Consider the following 19,700-nt stretch of genomic DNA (forward strand, 5'->3'; position numbering starts at 1 on the left):
GTCGAACTCAGCTTTGAGCAGCATACGGATCCACTCCTTTCCCATTACCGAATCGGGCTCGGTTTTGAACAGCATGAAGATCGGCTCCCTTTCCCCCTCTCCCCTTGGGAGAGGGCTGGAGTGAGGGGCTGGATCTCACATTCACAAAATATCTCAGGCCGAACGGCTCAAAAAAACCAACCGGCCAGATAACCGGTAAGGCAAAGTGCTTGCACAAAGTTTGGAATACCATAATATGATATTCCATAGACCGGACGACGTGAAAAAGCGTCCAGCTACTGCTCCCGACAGGCGGGCAACAACGCAAGGCCCGCTCAAAAACACAACAATGAGGGCGTGAACATGGTGTTGAACAAAGCTGCAACCGCGATCTTTTTCGCGGGACTGCTCAGCGTTACCGGCCAGGCTGCAATGGCTGCCGAAAGCGTGAATTTTGTCAGCTGGGGCGGTAGCACCCAGGATGCGCAGAAACAGGCCTGGGCCGATCCGTTCAGCAAGGCCAGCGGCATCACCGTCGTCCAGGACGGCCCCACCGACTACGGCAAACTCAAAGCCATGGTCGAAAGCGGCAACGTGCAGTGGGACGTGGTCGATGTCGAAGCCGACTTCGCTCTGCGCGCCGCTGCCGAAGGCCTGCTCGAACCCCTCGATTTCAAAGTGATCCAGCGCGACAGGATCGACCCGCGCTTTGTCAGCGATCACGGCGTCGGTTCATTCTTCTTCTCCTTTGTCCTCGGCTACAACGAAGGCAAGCTCGGCGCCAACAAGCCGCAGGACTGGAGCGCGCTGTTCGACACCAAGACCTACCCGGGCAAGCGCGCCCTGTACAAATGGCCAAGCCCCGGCGTGCTCGAACTGGCGCTACTGGCCGACGGCGTTGCGGCTGACAAGCTCTACCCGCTGGATCTGGATCGCGCCTTCAAGAAACTCGACACCATCAAGAAAGACATCGTCTGGTGGGGCGGCGGCGCGCAGTCGCAGCAACTGCTGGCGTCCGGCGAAGCGAGCATGGGCCAGTTCTGGAACGGTCGGGTGCACGCCTTGCAGGAAGACGGCGCACCGGTCGGCGTGAGCTGGAAGCAGAACCTGGTCATGGCCGACATTCTGGTCATTCCCAAAGGCTCGAAAAACAAAGATGCGGCGATGAAGTTCCTCGCCAATGCCAGCAGCGCCAAAGGCCAGGCCGACTTCTCCAACCTGACCGCCTACGCGCCGGTCAACCTCGACAGTGTGGAGCGTCTGGATTCGACGCTGGCTCCCAACCTGCCGACGGCTTACGCCAAGGATCAGATCACCCTTGATTTCGCTTACTGGGCCAAGAACGGTCCGGCTATCGCGACACGGTGGAACGAATGGCTGGTCAAATGAAAATCGCGGCCACTGCGCCTCGTCCTTCCACTGCCACCGGGAGCGCCGCCGGCGCTGCCGGTCCGGCCCTCAAGCAACGCTGGCGCGGCGCCGGCAACCTCGTCCCGGCGCTGCTGTTCCTCGGCCTGTTCTTTCTCGCGCCGTTGATTGGCCTGCTGTTGCGCGGTGTGCTGGAACCTGTGCCTGGTCTCGGCAACTACGAACAGTTGTTCGCCAACTCGGCCTATGCGCGAGTGCTGCTCAACACCTTCTCGGTGGCCGGGCTGGTGACGCTGTTCAGCCTGCTGCTGGGCTTTCCGCTGGCTTGGGCGATCACCCTGGTGCCGCGCGGCTGGGGGCGCTGGATCCTCAACATCGTGCTGCTGTCGATGTGGACCAGCCTGCTCGCCCGCACCTATTCGTGGCTGGTGTTGCTGCAAGCCTCGGGCGTGATCAACAAGACCTTGATGGCCATGGGCATCATCGATCAACCGCTGGAGATGGTGCACAACCTGACGGGCGTGGTGATCGGCATGAGCTACATCATGATCCCGTTCATCGTACTGCCGTTGCAGGCGACCATGCAGGCCATCGACCCGATGATCCTGCAGGCCGGCTCGATCTGTGGCGCCAGCCCGTGGACCAACTTCTTCCGGGTGTTCCTGCCGCTGTGCCGGCCGGGTCTGGCCTCCGGTGGTTTGATGGTGTTCGTGATGTCGCTCGGTTACTACGTCACCCCGGCACTGCTCGGCGGGGCGCAGAACATGATGCTGCCGGAGTTCATCATTCAGCAGGTGCAATCGTTCCTCAACTGGGGCCTGGCCAGCGCCGGCGCCGCGTTGCTGATCGCAATCACCCTGGTGTTGTTCTACTTCTACCTGAAGCTTCAACCGGAATCCCCGGTTGGCGCCAGTAACGCGAGGTAAGCCGACATGCTCCTGACCCCCAATGCCATGAGCCGGCGCATGCGTTTCGGCCTCTACGCTACGACTGGGCTGATCGGCCTGTTCCTGCTGTTGCCGATCGTGTTCATCGTGCTGCTGTCGTTCGGCTCCTCGCAGTGGCTGGTGTTCCCGCCACCAGGCTGGACGCTGAAATGGTACGGCCAGTTCTTCTCCAATCCCGACTGGATGAACGCCGCTGCCGCCAGCCTCAAGGTCGCCGTGCTGACCACCATCTGCGCTGTGGCGCTCGGTTTGCCGACCGCGTTTGCGCTGGTGCGCGGACGCTTTCCCGGCCGCGAGATGCTCTACGGCCTGTTCACCCTGCCGATGATCGTGCCGCTGGTGATCATTGCCGTGGCGGTGTACGCGCTGTTTCTCAAGCTCGGCTACACCGGAACGATGTTCGCCTTCGTCGTCAGCCATGTGATCGTCGCGCTGCCGTTCACCATCATCTCGATCATCAACTCGCTGAAGCTGTTCGATCAGTCGATTGAAGACGCGGCGGTGATCTGCGGTGCCTCGCGCTTGCAAGCGGTGTTCAAGGTGACGTTCCCGGCGATTCGTCCGGGCATGGTCGCCGGCGCCCTCTTCGCCTTTCTCGTTTCGTGGGACGAAGTGGTGCTCAGCGTGATGATGGCAAGCCCGACTCTGCAAACCCTTCCCGTGAAAATGTGGACCACCCTGCGCCAGGACCTGACCCCGGTGATCGCCGTCGCTTCGACGCTGCTGATCGGCCTGTCAGTGTTGGTCATGGTGATCGCCGCCGCCCTGCGCCGGCGCAACGAAATCAGCGCCTGAGCGCCCAGGAGTACGACATGAGTGCCGTGATCAAAGACGCATCCCAGCAGAGCGACAAACCCCTGGTCAGCCTGCGCAACCTGAACAAGCACTACGGCGATTTCGCTGCCGTCGACAATATCTCGCTGGACATCAAGGACGGTGAATTCCTCACGTTCCTGGGCTCCAGCGGCTCGGGCAAAAGCACCACGCTGTCGATGCTCGCCGGTTTTGAAACACCGAGCAGCGGCGAGATCCTCGTCAACGGCCAGTCGCTGGTCAACGTGCCGCCGCACAAGCGCGACATCGGCATGGTTTTTCAGCGTTACTCGCTGTTCCCGCATCTGTCGGTACGCGACAACATCGCCTTCCCTCTGGCCATTCGCAAACTGGCTGCGGCCGAGCGCGAAAAACGCGTCGATGCGATGTTGAAGCTGGTGCAACTCGAACAGTTTGCCCATCGCCGCCCTTCGCAACTGTCCGGTGGTCAGCAACAACGTGTTGCTATCGCCCGGGCGCTGGTTTACGAGCCGCGCATTCTGCTAATGGATGAACCGCTGGGCGCGCTGGACAAGAAGCTGCGCGAGGACTTGCAGGATGAACTGCGCCAACTGCACCGACGCCTGGGTATCACCATCGTGTACGTGACCCACGACCAGGAAGAAGCCATGCGTCTGTCGCAACGCATCGCGATTTTCAGCCACGGCAAAATCGTTGGTCTGGGCAGTGGTTATGACCTTTACCAGAATCCGCCGAATGCGTTTGTCGCGTCGTTTCTGGGTAATTCGAACTTCCTCAAGCTCAAGGTGCAAGGCAATGCAGCGGCGAGTTTCGAGGGCCAGTCGTTGTCGATTCGGCTGACGTCCGGGTTGCACACTGATCAGGATGTGCTGCTGATGGTGCGTCGCGGAAAAGGCCTTGGCGCTGAGCACGCAGCAGGCGCTGGATGAGCCGCTGGCGGCGGGCTGGAATGAGGTGTCGGCGAACGTTGTGGAGGTGCTGTTTCTCGGTGAAAGCCAGACGTGCAGCGTGGTGACTGCGGGCGGGACGTCGATGACGGTGAAAGCGCTATCGGCAGCGGGCATGCCGCTCAAGGCCGGCGATCCGGTACGGGTGCGCTGGGCGACGGCGGATGCTTGTGTTTATACCGAGTGGACCGAGAGCGACTTGAACAAGGCTGCCGGGGCTCACTGATTGCGCTGAGTCAGTTGGATCTACCCCCTCACCCCAGCCCTCTCCCCCACGGGGGGCGAGGGGGAAAGGGAGCCGATCTTCATGCTGTTCAAAATGTAAGTTCGACTCGGTATCGCACGTCGGCGTATCTCGCAACAACACCTCGGTCAGTCCCCTCTCCCATTGGGAGAGGGCTAGGGTGAGGGCAAGCAGGCGACACGGTATTAGCCAATGGCCCGGTACCCTTCAATCTCATCCGGCCAAGCCGTCAGCACTTCGAACCCGCTCTCCGTCACCGCGACCATATGCTCCCACTGCGCCGACAACGAGCCATCCTTGGTCAATACGGTCCAGCCATCCGGCATGTTCTTCACATGGCGTTTGCCGGCATTGAGCATCGGTTCCACGGTGAAAATCATCCCGGCCTTAAGCTTCAGGCCCTGATTGGGAAAGCCGTAATGCAGGATCTGCGGTTCATCGTGATAGACCTTGCCGATGCCATGGCCGCAGTATTCGCGTACCACACTGAAGCCCTCCGCCTCCGCCAGGCTCTGGATCGCGTGACCGATATCGCCCAGCGTTGCGCCCGGCTTCACTGCACGGATGCCTGCGCACATGGCTTCGTAGGTGGTCTTGATCAGGTGCTGCGCTTCAGGAGTCGCCTCGCCCACCACATACATGCGACTGGTATCGCCGAACCAGCCGTCCTTGATCACCGCGATGTCGAGGTTGACGATGTCGCCGTCTTTCAATGGCGTACCCGATGGAATCCCGTGGCACACCACATCGTTGACCGACGCGCAGACGGTTTTCGGAAAGCCGTGATAACCGACATTGGCTGGCACCGCCTTCTGCACATTGACGATGTAATCGTTGCACAGTCGATCCAGCTCATCGGTGGTCACGCCAGCCTTCACATGCGGCACCAGCATTGCCAGCACTTCAGCGGCGAGTTTGCCGGCGGCACGGGATTTTTCGATGTCGGCCGGGGTGTTGATCTTGATCTGGTTTCTCATGCGCTGACGGCTTCCTGAGTCAGTTGTTGCAGATCCAGCCCACCATTCTGTTCGGCGCGGATCAGCAGGCGGCAAATGGCGCTGTGGTCGAGATTGGGATGCAGCTCGGCGAGCATGCCGATGCGCATCCAGTGCTCGGCCTGCGCGTTGATCGAGCGGCTGAGGGCGTTGCTGGAGATACGCAGGTTCTCGTGCATGTCCTCTGAAATCTTTACGATGCCCATGTCTATATCCGATACGAAATGTATATGGATCGTATACTAGCCAAGCTTACCCTCGGATTGCAAACACTCCGCCACGCAAACACGCACCCGTGTAGGAGCTGCCGAAGGCTGCGATCTTTTGATCTTGCCCGTTAAAGACCAGATCAAAAGATCGCAGCCTTCGGCAGCTCGTACCAAAGCAGATTCGGCTCCCCATCAGCGGCCTGATCGACTACCATGCCCGCGCCGGTTTCCACACGGAATTAATAGGGAATCCGAGGTGCTCCACGCATCAATCGGAACTGCCCCCGCAACTGTAGGTGCCGAGCCTGCTCCTCGACTGCCACTGGGTGAACCCCGGGAAGGCCGGAGCGTGGCGATGACGCATCAGTCAGGAGACCTGCCGGCACAGTGACTGACCAACCGGCGGGGTGTCCGGGAAGGACATCGTGCCGTGCGCATTTTCCCCGTGCCGGCCTTGCGCAGTTTCCACGACCGCGCCCGAGGTGTGTTTCCAAACCGTACCCGCCCGCTCCCGTACGGTTCCCTTGGAGATGCCCCATGCTGCTGCCCCGCGTTGCCACCCTGCTCACCGCTCTGAGCCTTTGCGCCCTGGCGCAAGCGGCGCCGACTGCGTATCCGCTGACCGTCGAAAATTGTGGCAGCAGCCTGACCTTTCAACACGCACCTGCGCGCACGGTGACTATCGGCCAGGCCGGCACCGAAATGCTCTACGCCTTGGGTCTGGGCGACAAAGTCGTCGGCACTTCGCTGTGGTTCAACGATGTGCTGGGCACATACAAAGCACAGAACGACAGGATCGAGCGCCTCGCCGACAACGAGCCGAGTTTCGAAGCGGTGATCGCCAAACGCCCGGAGCTGGTTGCCGTCGAGCTGGAATGGATGGTCGGCCCGCAAGGCGCGGTCGGCACCCGCGAGCAGTTTCATGAACTGAAGATTCCGACCTATCTGCTGCCCTCCGATTGCGAAGCCAAGGACAACCTCGTTGGTTCGGACGGGACGCGGCTGGCACCGTTTCGCATCGACAGCATCTACAAAAGCGTGAGCCAACTGGCGGCGATTTTCGACGTGCAGGCGCGTGGCGAGCAGCTCAATGAGCAGCTCAAAGCCAGCCTCGCGCAGTCGATCGCCACCGCGAAAAACCAGCAGCGCAAAGACGTCAGCGCCCTGGTGTGGTTCTCCAGCGCCGAGATGGACATCGAGCCGTTCGTGGCCGGGCACAAAGGCGTTCCCGATTTCATGCTCAGCACCCTCGGCGTGCGCAACGTCGTCGAGTCCGATGAAGAATGGCCAACGGTCGGCTGGGAAACCATCGCCAAGGCCAACCCGACGTTTCTGGTGATCGCGCGCATGGATCGTCGACGTTTCCCGGCGGACGACTATCAGAAGAAACTCGCCTTCCTGCGCAGTGATCCGGTGACGCGCAACATGGACGCGGTCAAGCACAACCGCATCATCATCCTTGACGCCATGGCCATGCAGGCCAGCCTGCGCACCTTCGACGGCCTCGAACAACTGGCCAGCGCCATCAACGGCTACGACCTGTCGCAATGAGCAGACGCCTGATCCGTTTGCTGCTGGTGCTGTTGACGCTGTCGGTCGCGCTGATCGGCGGCGTGGCCATTGGTGAGACTTCGATCGAGCCGAGCGTGGTGTTGCAGGTGCTGGCCAACAAGCTGTGGGGCGCCGGTTATGTGCTCGACCCGATCGACGAAGGCATCGTCTGGAACTATCGCCTGACCCGCGCGCTGGTCGCGGCGGCCTGCGGCGCCGGTCTGGCGACGTGCGGGGTGATCCTGCAATCGCTGCTGCGCAATCCGCTGGCCGATCCGTATCTGCTGGGGATTTCCGCGGGTGCCTCGACTGGCGCGGTGATGGTCGCCCTGCTTGGCGTCGGCGCCGGGGCGATTTCACTGTCGGTCGGTGCGTTTGCCGGCGCGGTGACGGCGTTCGTACTGGTGATCCTGTTGGCACGGGTCAGCGGCTCGGCCAGCGGCACCGGGCAGATCATTCTTGCCGGGATTGCCGGCTCGCAGCTGTTCAACGCCCTCACCGCTTTTCTGATCACCCGCTCGGCCAGCTCGGAACAGGCGCGCGGGATCATGTTCTGGCTGCTCGGCAATCTCGGCGGCGTGCGCTGGCCGTCGGTGTGGCTGGCGGTGCCGGTGGCTGTGTTGGGGTTGGTTGTTTGTCTGTGGCATCGCCGGGCGCTGGATGCGTTCACCTTTGGTGCGGACTCGGCGGCCTCCCTCGGCATTGCCGTGCGTAGCGTACAGATCCTGCTGATCGGCTGCGCCGCGCTGGTGACGGCGGTGATGGTGTCGATTGTCGGCTCGATCGGCTTTGTCGGTCTGGTGATTCCCCACGCAGCGCGGTTATTGCTCGGCACCGGTCATGCGCGTCTGCTGCCGGCCAGCGCCCTAGGCGGCGCGGTGTTTCTGATCGCCGCAGATGTGCTGTCGCGCACCCTGATCAAGGGTCAGGTGATCCCGGTCGGCGTGATCACTGCGCTGGTCGGCGCGCCAGTGTTCGCGCTGATTCTGGTGGGCCGGAGATCGGCGCGATGAACACGGTTCTGAGCTGTGCTGGGTTGAGCTTCAAGGTGCGCGGTGCCGAGTTGCTCAACGGTGTCAGCATCGACGTTCAGCGCGGCGAGACCCTGGGCATTGTCGGGCCGAACGGTTCGGGTAAATCCACGCTGCTCAAATTGCTGGCCGGCCTGCGCGAACCGAGCGCGGGCCATGTGCAGCTCGGCGGTCAGGCGCTGGGCAAAATGTCGCGGCGCAGCATCGCGCAGACGCTCGCGGTGGTTGAGCAACAGGCCGATACCGACGATGGCATTCGCGTGTTCGACGCGGTGGCGCTGGGGCGCACGCCGTGGTTGTCGGCGCTGCAACCGTGGTCGCCCGCCGATGACGCCATCGTCGAGCAAGCGCTGATTGACGTCGACGCCGTGCACCTGCGCAACCGCCTCTGGCGCAGCCTCTCCGGCGGGGAACGCCAACGCGTGCACATCGCCCGCGCACTGGCGCAGCGCCCGCAGATCCTGCTGCTCGACGAGCCGGCCAACCACCTCGACATCCAGCATCAGTTGAGCATTCTGCAAGTGGTGCGCGCACTGCCGGTGACTACGCTGATCGCCCTGCACGATCTCAATCAGGCGCTCAAGTGCGATCGCCTGGCGGTGCTGGAGCGCGGGCGTCTGGTCGCGCTTGGCGAGCCGCTGCAAGTGCTGACGCCGGAGCGGTTACAGACGACTTTCGGGGTCAGGGCGCACTATCTGACAGACCCGTTCGATGGTGCGCCGATATTGCGCTTCCTTGCCTGATGCATGGGTGGCTGACACACCGCTTTCGCGAGCAGGCTCGCTCCCACAAAGGATTTGTGTGTTGCCGTGAATGACGGGGAGAACGCGAGTTCTGTGGGAGCGAGCCTGCTCGCGAAGGCGTCAGGTCATCCAACATGGTGTCGATTGACACACCGCTTTCGCGAGCAGGCTCGCTCCCACAGGGTTATGTATTCCAGGGCGGTAAAGGGTCAGGCCCACTCTTTGCGCAGTTGCCGCGCGGCGCTGACCATGTGCACCAACGCCGCCTCGGTCTCTGGCCAGCCTCGGGTTTTCAAGCCGCAATCCGGATTGACCCACAGCCGCTCCACCGGAATACGCTGCGCCGCCTTGCGCAGCAAGCCAACCATTTCCGACACATCGGGAATGCGTGGCGAGTGAATGTCGTACACGCCGGGGCCGATGTCGTTCGGGTAGGCAAACGCTTCAAACGCTTCGAGCAGTTCCATGTCCGAACGCGAGGTTTCGATGGTGATGACATCGGCGTCCATCGCCGCGATCGACTCGATCACATCGTTGAACTCGCTGTAGCACATGTGCGTGTGGATCTGCGTTTCGTCGCGCACGCCGGAGGCGCACAGGCGGAACGCTTCGCTCGCCCAGTGCAGATACGCCGGCCATTGCGCCCGGCGTAACGGCAAGCCTTCACGGAACGCCGCTTCGTCGATCTGCACGATTTTGATTCCCGCCGCTTCCAGATCATTCACCTCGTCACGAATGGCCAGCGCCAGTTGTTGAGCCTGCACCTCGCGGCTGACGTCTTCGCGCGGGAACGACCACATCAGCATGGTCACCGGGCCGGTCAGCATGCCTTTCATGACCTTGTCGGTTAGGCCTTGGGCGTAGCGGATCCACTCGACCGTCATCGCCTGCGGGCGGCTTAGGTCACCGAAAATCACCGCCGGTTTGACGCAGCGCGAACCGTAGCTCTGCACCCAGCCAAAGCGGGTGAAGGCATAGCCGTCGAGCTGTTCGGCGAAGTATTCGACCATGTCGTTGCGCTCGGCCTCACCGTGCACCAGCACATCCAGGCCGAGGCGTTCTTGAATTTCCACCGCGTGGCGAATCTCCGTGTGCATCGCATCGGTGTAATCGGCCGCGCTGAGCTTGCCTTGCTTGTAGGCCTGACGCGCCAGACGGATCGCCGCCGTTTGCGGAAACGAGCCAATGGTGGTGGTCGGGAATAACGGCAGGTCGAGCTTGCCGCGCTGTTTGGCAATACGCTGGGCAAACGGCGATTGGCGTTGCGCATCCTTGGCAGTGATCGCCGCGACCCGCGCTTGTACCGCCGGTTTGTGAATACGCGGCGAGGCAGCGCGGCTGGTCTGCACCGAACGGCTTTGCGCGAGGGCACGCAGTACCTTCGGCGCTTCCGGTTCGCTGACCGCTTGAGCGAGCACGGCGACCTCTTCGCACTTCTGCACGGCGAACGCCAGCCAGCTTTTCAGTTCGGCATCGAGCTGGTCTTCGCGGCCCAGATCAACCGGGCTGTGCAGCAACGAGCAGGACGGCGCTACCCACAAACGATCACCCAGACGCTCATGAGCATGGCGCAGCGTCGCCAGCGCGTTTTGCAGATCGCAGCGCCAGACGTTCCGACCGTTGACCACACCCAACGACAGCACCTTATAAGCCGGCAGACGATCCAGAATGGTCGGGTATTGATCCGGCGCGCGCACCAGATCGATGTGCAAGCCATCGACCGGCAGGTTCGCCGCCAGACCGAGGTTTTCTTCCAGACCACCGAAGTACGTGGCGAGCAGTTTTTTCAGCGGATCGCGCTGGATCTGGTTGTAGGCGCGCTCGAAGGCATTCTTCCAGTCCTGCGGCAAATCGAGCACCAGAATCGGCTCATCGATCTGCACCCACTCCACGCCCAATGCCGCCAGCCGCGCGAAGATCTGGCCGTACAGCGGTAGCAGGCGATCAAGCAAATCGAGTTTGTCGAAATCGGTGCCTTTGGTTTTGCCGAGCCACAGATAGGTCAGCGGACCGATGATCACCGGTTTGACGTTGTGCCCTAGCGCACGGGCCTCTTCGGTTTCTTCAAACAGCTGCTCCCAACTCAGCTGAAATTGTTGATCGACGCTGAATTCCGGTACGAGGTAGTGATAGTTGGTGTAGAACCACTTGGTCATTTCCTGAGCGTGGCCTTCGCCGCAGCAAGTATTGCTGACGCCACGGGCCATGCTGAACAGGGTGTGCAGCGTGGCTTTGCCGTCATGGGGGCGGAAGCGCTCGGGGATCACGCCGAACATCAGCGAGTGGGTCAGCACTTGGTCGTACCAGGCGAAATCGCCAACCGGCAGCAAGTCGATGCCGGCGTTTTTCTGCAAGTCCCAATGGACCTTGCGCAGCTCACGCCCGACGTCACGCAGGCCCGCCTCGTTCAGTTCTCCTTTCCAGAACGCCTCTTGCGCTTTCTTCAGTTCGCGGTCGCGACCGATGCGCGGAAATCCAAGGGAATGGGCCAGTGCCATGACAAACAACTCCAGATGCTTATTCGATGGCGGGTATTGTCGGGAACCGGACTTGATGAAACAAACTCAATAAATTCTAGATCATCACAAGTTCTACTCATGCACAGGCGCCCCGTGGGAGCTGCCGAAGGCTGGGATCTTCTGGCCGTAGGGACGCAGAGCGTCCAAGGCTGCATTCCCACGCGGAGCGTGGGAACGATCAGAACACCTCAGGGCAACATGCAAGTTTTCGTTCTATCGTTAGATCCAAATGGCTGGATTTTCCAAGGATTAGAGGTTGCGAGAGAGGATGTCTGCGCCTAAGTTGCACGCGAGTCTTTTCCCCGCGATTGGAACGCGATCAACACCATAAAGAGGTGAAGAAATGTCAAAGGAATCACGCCCTGCCGTGCTTGGGCTGATAGGCAATACTCCGCTGGTGCAGGTCACCCGCTTCGATACCGGACCGTGCACGCTGTTTCTCAAACTCGAATCGCAGAACCCTGGCGGCTCGATCAAGGACCGTATCGGTCTGGCGATGATCGACGCTGCCGAACGTGACGGCCGCCTGCAACCGGGCGGGACGATTGTCGAGGCCACTGCCGGCAATACCGGTCTGGGTCTGGCGCTGGTCGGTCGCGCCAAAGGCTATCGCGTAGTGCTGGTGGTACCGGACAAGATGTCCACCGAGAAAGTCCTGCACTTGAAGGCCATGGGCGCCGAAGTGCACATCACTCGTTCTGACGTCGGCAAGGGCCATCCCGAGTATTACCAGGACGTCGCCGCCCGCTTGGCCAAGGACATTCCCGGCGCGTTTTTCGCCGACCAATTCAACAATCCCGCCAACCCGCTGGCCCATGAATGCAGCACCGCGCCGGAAATCTGGGCGCAGACCGAACATGATCTGGACGCCATCGTCGTCGGCGTCGGATCGGCCGGCACGCTGACCGGGCTGAGTCGTTTCTTCAAGCGCGTGCAGCCGGATCTGGAAATGGTCCTCGCCGATCCGATCGGCTCGGTGATGGCGCAATACAGCCGCGACGGTACCTTGCCGACGCCCGGTTCGTGGGCGGTCGAGGGTATCGGCGAAGACTTCATTCCGTCGATCACCGACCTCTCCAGCGTGCGTCACGCCTACTCGATCAGCGACGCGGAAAGCTTCGATCACGCGCGCCAGTTGCTCAAGGCCGAGGGCATTCTCGGCGGTTCATCGACCGGCACCCTGTTCGCTGCTGCGCTGCGTTATTGCCGCGAACAGACCGAGCCGAAACGCGTGGTCAGCTTCGTCTGCGACACCGGCACGCGGTACCTGTCGAAGGTCTACAACGACCAGTGGATGACCGATCAAGGCCTGTTGCAACGCAAAGGCTACGGCGACTTGCGCGACTTGATCGCACGGCGTTTCGAGGACGGCCGGGTGATCAGCGTCGGCCCTGACGACACCCTGCTCACTGCGTTTCAGCGCATGCGTCTGGCGGATGTTTCGCAACTGCCGGTGCTGGTCGAAGGCAAGCAACTGGTGGGCGTGATCGACGAGTCCGACATCCTCCTCGGCGTCCACGAAGATGCCGCGCGCTTCAGCCAGTCAGTGTCCAGCGTGATGACCGACAAACTGCAAACCCTCGCCCCGGCTGCGACCCTGGCCGAGCTGGAAGCGGTGCTCAGCCGTGGCCTCGTCGCGATCATCGCCGACGCCTCCGGCTTCCATGGCCTGATCACCCGCACCGACATGCTCAACCAATTACGGAGATCCCTTGCATGAGTCAGCACGACGATAAATCCCAAGGCTTCGCCACCCGGGTGATCCACGCTGGGCAAGAGCCGGACCCGACCACCGGCGCGCTGATGCCGCCGATCTATGCCAACTCCACCTACCTGCAAGACAGCCCCGGCGTGCACAAGGGGTTCGACTACGGCCGCTCGCACAACCCGACGCGCTTCGCGCTGGAGCGCTGCGTCGCCGACCTCGAAGGCGGCACCCGCGCGTTCGCCTTCGCCTCGGGGCTGGCGGCGATTTCCACGGTGTTGGAACTGCTCGACGCAGGCTCGCACATCGTTTCCGGCAATGACTTGTACGGCGGCACCTTCCGCCTGTTTGACAAGGTCCGTCAGCGCAGTGCCGGGCACCGTTTCAGCTTCGTCGACCTGACCGATCTGTCGGCGTTCGAAGCCTCGCTGCAGGACGACACGCGCATGGTCATGGTCGAAACCCCTACCAACCCGCTGCTGAGCCTGTCGGATCTGGCCGCCATTGCGCGCATCTGCCGCGCGCGCGGGATCATCTGCGTCGCCGACAACACCTTCGCCAGCCCGTACATCCAGCGCCCGCTGGAGCTGGGCTTCGACATCGTCCTGCACTCGACCACCAAATACCTCAACGGCCACTCCGACGTGATCGGCGGCATTGCCGTGGTCGGGCAGAACGCCGAGCTGGCGGAAAAACTCGGTTTCCTGCAAAACGCCGTCGGCGCGATTTCCGGGCCGTTCGATGCATTCCTCACCCTGCGCGGGGTGAAGACTTTGGCGCTGCGCATGGAACGTCATTGCAGCAACGCCCTGGATCTGGCGCAGTGGCTGGAACAGCAACCGCAGGTCAAGCGCGTCTACTATCCGGGCCTTGAGTCGCACCCGCAGCACGAACTGGCCAAGCGGCAGATGCGCGGTTTTGGCGGGATGATTTCTGTTGATCTGAACAGCGACCTGGCCGGTGCGCGGCGCTTTCTGGAAAACGTGAAGATCTTTGCGTTGGCCGAAAGCCTCGGTGGCGTGGAAAGCTTGATCGAGCATCCGGCGATCATGACCCACGCGACGATTCCACCGGAGACGCGCGCCAAGCTTGGTATTGGCGATGGCTTGGTGCGGTTGTCGGTCGGAGTTGAAGACGTTGAAGACCTGCGCGCCGATCTGGCTCAGGCACTGGCAAGAATGTAAACAGCTCCACCCAAAGAAGCCCGCGCAATGCGGGCTTCGTCTTTTTTTGTCCGTCGATCTTTCTGCCGTGGCAGTTCCCGAGGCCGATCCTATACTCAATCGGCTCGATCAAAATTATCTCGACACCCGCACGCCGTTCGGTGTGCCCGTGCCTTTCGCCAACCAGGTAGAACCCAAGCCAGTGAGTCGTGGCGTCTGTATGCATCGCGCGCGATTGATCGCTGTTTGGCAACGGGTCGTGGAGAAAACCATGAAATACAAGTTGTTGTCAGGCGTGCTTCTTGCGGTAGCGGCCAGCGTTGTGGTGCCGAATGTCTTGGCGGCGCAACCGCAGGCGTTGGCTTCGGATGGGGCTGATCATGTTGGCGCCGGCGCGGTGGCTGCCGATGGTGCTGATCGCGTCGGTGCAGGCGCGGTGGCTGCCGATGGCGCTGATCGCGTCGGTGCAGGCGCGGTGGCTGCCGATGGCGCTGATCGTGTCGGTGCCGGCGCGGTGGCTGCCGATGGCGCTGATCGCGTCGGCGCGGGCGCGGTGGCTGCCGATGGTGCTGATCGTGTCGGCGCTGGCGCAGTGGCTGCCGATGGCGCCGATCGTGTCGGTGCCGGCGCGGTGGCTGCCGATGGCGCTGATCGCGTCGGCGCGGGCGCGGTGGCTGCCGATGGCGCTGATCGCGTCGGCGCGGGCGCGGTGGCTGCCGATGGCGCTGATCGCGTCGGCGCGGGCGCGGTGGCTGCCGATGGCGCTGATCGCGTCGGCGCGGGCGCGGTGGCTGCCGATGGCGCTGATCGCGTCGGCGCGGGCGCGGTGGCTGCCGATGGCGCTGATCGCGTCGGTGCCGGAGCATTGGCAGCGGATGGGGCCGACCGCACCGGCGTCAACCGAGTGGCCTACTCCCGGGTCGGAGTCGGTTCTGATCGCGTGGCATCGGCGCTGATGACCGGCAGCTATTCCGACCAGTTCAACAGCCCACAATAATCGCCGCGAAATAACGGGCGAGCTCCTGAGCCGCCCGTTTACATCGGCCTTTACAGCATCTGTTCAACCGCTGCGCCTTGTCGATCACGCAGGGCGCGCAACGTCGCGCGTAACTCGGCCGGGCGCACAGGTTTCGACAGAATCGCAATCTGCCGGTCATGCAAGGCTGCCTGAATCTTCTCGACGTCGTGCCCGGTGATGATCATCGCCGGCACGGCCCAGCCGCGCTGCCTGCGCACTTCGTCAATGCATTCGATACCCGTGGCATGGGTGCCGAGGTCATAGTCGGCAACGATGATGTCGCAGTCGGTGACCAGGCCTTCAGCCGACCACTCGGCCTGCACCACACAGCCCCAGCGTTCGAGCAACGCCGAAGTCGCGAGCAACACGTTGCGGTCATCCTCGACCAGACACACCTTCAGCCCGGTCAACAAACCTGCCTGCCGCGCTTCACTGCGAACCACCGGTGACTGCGGCGCGGCCACGATCGGCAACCCCGCAAGCGTCACAGCTGTGCCGCGCCCCAACTGTGAACGCAGAGCAACGTGCACATCGATCAGTTCACCCAGACGCTTGATGATCGACAGGCCCAGCCCCACGCCCTCGACATCTTTGTCGCGCACTTGCCGTACCCGATAAAACTCCTCGAAGACCTTGTGCAGATGCTCTTCGGCAATGCCGTTGCCACGGTCATGGATGACGATGGCCAGCCCTGCCCCACGTTTACGCACGCCGATCAGCACGGGACGTTGCGCGCCGTATTTGAAGCAGTTGGAGAGCACGTTCTGCACCATGGTCGCGAGCAGCGCCGGGTCGGTTCTGACCCAGTGGTTGCACGGTCGCAGCCGCAGCTCGACGCCTGCCCAACGGGCCGCTTCCTGGTGTTGGCGTATCAGATCCGCAAGCCATTCACCGAGATTCAGCGTTTGCATTTTCGCTTCGACCCGACCGTTATCGAGGGTGTAGAGGTCGAGAATCGAGCGGAACAATTGCGAGACGTTGAGCAGTGAGCGGTCGATGTTATCGACCAGCCGCCGCTCGTCATCGCCCAGGCGCGACTCTCGCAGACACGCGGTAAACAGACCGATGGAATGAATCGGCTGACGCAAGTCATGACTGGCCTGCGCCAGAAACCGCGACTTTTCCAGATTAGCCGCCAGCGCTTCTTCCGACGCCTTGCGCGTACGCTCAAGCAGCAAGTGCGCATAAAACGGAATCACCGTGCTGGTGATCAGCAGCATCAGCACCATGAACGGCTGCGCCTGCCAATACGGCGTCAGGCGATAGACCACCAGCAGCGCCACCAATGCAAGGCCGGTGGCAATTGCCAGATAGCGCGAGCCGTAGCGCATGCCGTTGCCCAGATTGACCCAGACCATCACCGCATACAACGGCAGCGCCGCTTCGCCGCCGATCACCAGTCCAAAACAGGTGCCGGTGTAATCGTGGACCATGGCAAAAATCCGCCGCGCCGGATAATGCCCGGGCCAACGCGCAATGGCTTGGCGGAACGTGATCGAAGCCAGCAGAAACAAGACAATGTAAGTGATGACCGGCAGGTAGGTATCGAAGCGATGGCCCGGCAGAAAACCCAGCACGACCATGTAAACTACCGCAATGGCAGCGATGATAATGCGCAGGTTGGCCTGGTCGAGTTCGGTATTTTTTTCGAACTTCATGGTAAACGTCCTTGTGCAGCAATCGTCAGTTTCGGAAGCAGCCTACAGGCAACCTTCGCGTCCAGTGCTAAGGTGCAGGCCTTGAATCACGCCTGACCCAGGGAGGGTCGCGTCATGACGTGCCGGATCATCATAGCCGACGATCACCCGCTGTTTCGCGAGGCGATGCTGCGCACCGTGCAGCGCTTGCTGCCCGATGCCGATACCTGCGAGGCCGGCGACTTCGACGCGGTGCTCAAGCTGCTGCCACAGGGCGACGAGCCGGACACGCTGATGCTTGATCTGCGTTTTCCCGGACTGACCTGCATCACTCAACTCGCCGACTTGCGCCAACGATTGCCGCGCACCACGCTGATCGTGGTGTCGATGGTTGACGATCAGACGCTGATCAGTGAAGTCATGGCGGCGGGCATTGACGGTTTTATCGGCAAGAACATTGCGCCGGATGAAATCGGCCAGGCAATTCTGGCGATCCGTGAAGGTGAGGTGCTGGTGAAGTCGGCGCCGTCCGGCTTGTTGCCGCTGGAAACCGCGACGACGCTGACGGCGCGTCAGCAGGACGTGCTGCGGTTGATTGCGCAAGGCAAGACCAACAAGGAAATCGCCCGTGAGCTGGATATTTCGCCGTTCACGGTGAGGATCCACGTGTCTTCGTTGTTGCGCACGCTGGACGTGCCGACGCGGGCGGCAGCGGCGGTCAAGTATTCGGGTCTGTGAAGCGTTTTACGGGTCCACCTGCGCCATCAGATCAGGCACCGACTCCGGCCGCTTGGCATAGCGCTGGGCCAGCACCGCGCAGACCATCAGCTGAATCTGGTGGAACAGCATCAGCGGCAGAATCAGCACGCCGATGGTGCTACCGGCAAAGAGTACCTGCGCCATTGGCACGCCGGTGGCCAGGCTCTTTTTCGAGCCGCAGAACAGGATGGTGATGCGGTCTTCCTGATTGAAGCCAAACGCTTTGCTCAACAGAATTGATGCCACCAGAACCAGTGTCAGCAGGATGCAGCAGACCACGACCAGACCGAGCAACTCGAACAACGGAATCTGCTGCCAGATGCCTTCGTTGACGGCTTCGCTGAATGCGCCGTACACCACCAGCAGAATCGAACCCTGATCAACGAATTTCAGCCAGTTCTTGTTGCGCCCTACCCACGCGCCGATCCAGCGGCGGGCGATCTGCCCGGCAATGAACGGCAGGAGCAATTGCACGCTGATCTTCACGATCGCATCGAGGGTCGAGCCGCCGTCGCCGTGGACGTTGAGCAGCAAAGTCACCAGCAGCGGCGTAAGAAAAATCCCGAACAGGCTGGACGCCGCCGCGCTGCAGATCGCCGCCGGAATATTGCCTCGCGCCAGCGAAGTGAACGCGATGGCCGACTGCACCGTAGCTGGCAACGCGCAAAGGTAGAGCATGCCCATGTACAGCTGATCGCCGATCAGCGGTGACAACAGCGGTTTCAGCGCCAGACCGAGAATCGGGAAGAGCACGAAGGTCAGGCCGAACACCAGCAGATGCAGACGCCAGTGGCCAGCGCCGGCGATGATCGATTCGCGCGACAGCTTGGCGCCATGCAGGAAAAACAGCAGGGCGATGGCGATGTTGGTCAGCCAGCCGAAGCCGACCGCGACTTGACCGCTGGCGGGCAGGAAGCTGGCCAGCAGAACCACGCCGATCAAAGTCAGGGTGAAGTTATCGGGCAGAAAACGTGGGCGCGTCATGAGATTCATCCGGGGGTTGCCAGTGCGTGCCGACGACTCTAACGTGACTGGCAATTACCGACTAACGCCGAAGAGCCGCAAGATGCCGCCTAAAGGACATGCCAAAAGCGTCCGCCGCAGTGTTCCCGGGCTGCCGAGCCTGCCGCGCCCCGTGTATGGACGCACTGAATCTCTGCCCAACCGCGCCCTCACCCGCCGCCACAGTCATCCGTGGGTGCAGTTGTCCTACGCGATTCAGGGCGTGCTCGAAGTGCAGACCAGCGCTGGCCGTTTCGTCGCGCCGCCGGAGCGTGCGGTGTGGATTCCGGCGGGCGTGCCGCACCGGGTGTTCAGCGCGCCACACACGGAAATGCGCAGCCTGTACATCGACAGCAGCGTCACCGGTTGGGCGGCCGAGCATTGCCATGTGCTCGGCGTCAGCGCGCTGCTCAGGGAATTGATTCGCGCCTTCAGTCAGGTCCCGGTGGAATACGACGAGAGCGGCCCTGACGGACGCTTGGCCCAGGTGATCCTTGATCAATTGGCCGACGCGCCGACCATCGATTTGATGCTGCCGCTGCCGCAAGACCCGCGCCTGAAGCAGATCTATCAGAGCCTGGAGCAACATCCGGAGCAGCAGACCACGCTGAGCCACTGGAGCGAAAAATTCGGTGTCACCGAAAAGACTCTGACACGGCTGTTTTTGCGCGACACCGGCCTGACCTTCCGCGCCTGGCGCCAGCGCCTGCGCTTGCTTGGCGCCCTGACCCCGCTGGAAAAAGGCGAGCGTGTGACCGATGTTGCGCTGGCTTGTGGATACGACTCGACCTCGGCGTTTATCGCCGCATTTCGTCAGCAGTTTGGCGAGACGCCGGGGGAGTTTTTCCGCTGACACTTCGTTTTTGCCGAACTGTCAGTCAGAAATAAACGATTTTTCTTTGCTCCAGATCCGTCGCTAGCATGGCCCCGTCTGACTTTGATCGAGAAGAGAAGATGATCCCTGTGGGAGCGAGCCTGCTCGCGAACGCGGTGGGTCAGCAACCTCAACTTCGCTGTTCCATCGCATTCGCGAGCAGGCTCGCTCCCACAGGAGATGTGCTTGCTGCAAATAAAAAGACAGGGGAGCG

General features: G+C 61.9%; 16 protein-coding genes, 1 pseudogene and 1 riboswitch. Of the genes and pseudogenes, 12 read left to right on the forward strand and 5 right to left on the reverse strand.

What is annotated here, in order from left to right:
- The first annotated feature begins 342 nt into the window (after positions 1-342).
- From ACZ9BE_RS12900 to ACZ9BE_RS12915, 4 genes and pseudogenes are all read left to right on the forward strand, one after another.
- On the forward strand, positions 343-1,368 hold the full coding sequence (locus ACZ9BE_RS12900) for an ABC transporter substrate-binding protein (RefSeq protein WP_016775018.1): 1,026 nt from the start codon (positions 343-345) through the stop codon (positions 1,366-1,368).
- Complete coding sequence (locus tag ACZ9BE_RS12905; RefSeq protein WP_252887972.1) at positions 1,365-2,273, forward strand: ABC transporter permease; 909 nt, start codon at positions 1,365-1,367, stop codon at positions 2,271-2,273. Before ACZ9BE_RS12900 ends, ACZ9BE_RS12905 begins: the two co-directional genes overlap by 4 nt.
- 6 nt (positions 2,274-2,279) lie before the next feature.
- A complete protein-coding gene (locus tag ACZ9BE_RS12910; protein WP_007918021.1) occupies positions 2,280-3,089 on the forward strand; it encodes an ABC transporter permease in 810 nt (269 codons plus the stop codon).
- Positions 3,090-3,106: 17 nt separating this feature from the next.
- Positions 3,107-4,262, forward strand: a pseudogene (locus tag ACZ9BE_RS12915) (ABC transporter ATP-binding protein).
- A gap of 203 nt (positions 4,263-4,465) precedes the next feature.
- Here ACZ9BE_RS12915 and map read toward each other — a convergent pair.
- Positions 4,466-5,257 (reverse strand): type I methionyl aminopeptidase, encoded by a 792-nt coding sequence (gene map, locus ACZ9BE_RS12920; protein ID WP_122704021.1) that lies wholly within the window; start codon positions 5,255-5,257, stop codon positions 4,466-4,468.
- A complete protein-coding gene (locus ACZ9BE_RS12925; protein ID WP_007918027.1) occupies positions 5,254-5,481 on the reverse strand; it encodes a ParD-like family protein in 228 nt (75 codons plus the stop codon). Before ACZ9BE_RS12925 ends, map begins: the two co-directional genes overlap by 4 nt.
- Positions 5,482-5,690: 209 nt before the next feature.
- Positions 5,691-5,882, forward strand: a riboswitch (cobalamin riboswitch).
- A 139-nt stretch (positions 5,883-6,021) separates the two neighbouring features.
- Here ACZ9BE_RS12925 and ACZ9BE_RS12930 point away from each other — a divergent pair.
- Genes ACZ9BE_RS12930 through ACZ9BE_RS12940 form a run of 3 tightly spaced genes read left to right on the forward strand, consistent with a single transcriptional unit; the run spans position 6,022 to position 8,809 of the window.
- Positions 6,022-7,035, forward strand: a complete 1,014-nt coding sequence (locus ACZ9BE_RS12930; RefSeq protein ID WP_476249523.1) for an ABC transporter substrate-binding protein — start codon at positions 6,022-6,024, stop codon at positions 7,033-7,035.
- Positions 7,032-8,048, forward strand: a complete 1,017-nt coding sequence (locus tag ACZ9BE_RS12935; protein WP_122507927.1) for a FecCD family ABC transporter permease — start codon at positions 7,032-7,034, stop codon at positions 8,046-8,048. Before ACZ9BE_RS12930 ends, ACZ9BE_RS12935 begins: the two co-directional genes overlap by 4 nt.
- On the forward strand, positions 8,045-8,809 hold the full coding sequence (locus ACZ9BE_RS12940) for an ABC transporter ATP-binding protein (RefSeq protein WP_252867753.1): 765 nt from the start codon (positions 8,045-8,047) through the stop codon (positions 8,807-8,809). Before ACZ9BE_RS12935 ends, ACZ9BE_RS12940 begins: the two co-directional genes overlap by 4 nt.
- Before the next feature lie 209 nt (positions 8,810-9,018).
- Here the strand turns inward: ACZ9BE_RS12940 and metE are convergent, their stop codons facing one another.
- Entirely contained in the window at positions 9,019-11,307 is a 2,289-nt protein-coding gene (gene metE, locus ACZ9BE_RS12945; RefSeq protein ID WP_476249524.1) for a 5-methyltetrahydropteroyltriglutamate--homocysteine S-methyltransferase, read from the reverse strand.
- A gap of 364 nt (positions 11,308-11,671) precedes the next feature.
- On the opposite strand from metE, the gene ACZ9BE_RS12950 reads away from it, so the two are divergent.
- The 3 genes from ACZ9BE_RS12950 (at position 11,672) to ACZ9BE_RS12960 (ending at position 15,193) form a co-directional block, all read left to right on the forward strand.
- Positions 11,672-13,048, forward strand: coding sequence for a pyridoxal-phosphate dependent enzyme (locus ACZ9BE_RS12950; RefSeq protein WP_095180209.1), 1,377 nt, complete (start codon positions 11,672-11,674; stop codon positions 13,046-13,048).
- Positions 13,045-14,217, forward strand: coding sequence for a cystathionine gamma-synthase (locus ACZ9BE_RS12955; RefSeq protein ID WP_076562462.1), 1,173 nt, complete (start codon positions 13,045-13,047; stop codon positions 14,215-14,217). The genes ACZ9BE_RS12950 and ACZ9BE_RS12955 overlap by 4 nt, the downstream gene beginning before the upstream one ends.
- 250 nt (positions 14,218-14,467) lie before the next feature.
- Complete coding sequence (locus ACZ9BE_RS12960; RefSeq protein WP_375122303.1) at positions 14,468-15,193, forward strand: hypothetical protein; 726 nt, start codon at positions 14,468-14,470, stop codon at positions 15,191-15,193.
- 50 nt (positions 15,194-15,243) lie between these two features.
- Here the strand turns inward: ACZ9BE_RS12960 and ACZ9BE_RS12965 are convergent, their stop codons facing one another.
- Entirely contained in the window at positions 15,244-16,872 is a 1,629-nt protein-coding gene (locus ACZ9BE_RS12965; RefSeq protein ID WP_476249525.1) for an ATP-binding response regulator, read from the reverse strand.
- A 114-nt stretch (positions 16,873-16,986) separates the two neighbouring features.
- Here ACZ9BE_RS12965 and ACZ9BE_RS12970 point away from each other — a divergent pair, with 114 nt between their 5' ends.
- A complete protein-coding gene (locus ACZ9BE_RS12970) occupies positions 16,987-17,589 on the forward strand; it encodes a LuxR C-terminal-related transcriptional regulator (RefSeq protein WP_252878413.1) in 603 nt (200 codons plus the stop codon).
- A 6-nt stretch (positions 17,590-17,595) separates the two neighbouring features.
- Here the strand turns inward: ACZ9BE_RS12970 and ACZ9BE_RS12975 are convergent, their stop codons facing one another.
- Entirely contained in the window at positions 17,596-18,594 is a 999-nt protein-coding gene (locus tag ACZ9BE_RS12975; protein ID WP_041480047.1) for a bile acid:sodium symporter family protein, read from the reverse strand.
- An 82-nt stretch (positions 18,595-18,676) separates the two neighbouring features.
- Between ACZ9BE_RS12975 and ACZ9BE_RS12980 the strand changes: the two genes are divergently transcribed.
- Positions 18,677-19,465, forward strand: a complete 789-nt coding sequence (locus tag ACZ9BE_RS12980; RefSeq protein ID WP_315434746.1) for a helix-turn-helix domain-containing protein — start codon at positions 18,677-18,679, stop codon at positions 19,463-19,465.
- Positions 19,466-19,700 lie beyond the last annotated feature (235 nt).

The organism is Pseudomonas sp. TE9122, assembly GCF_056278925.1.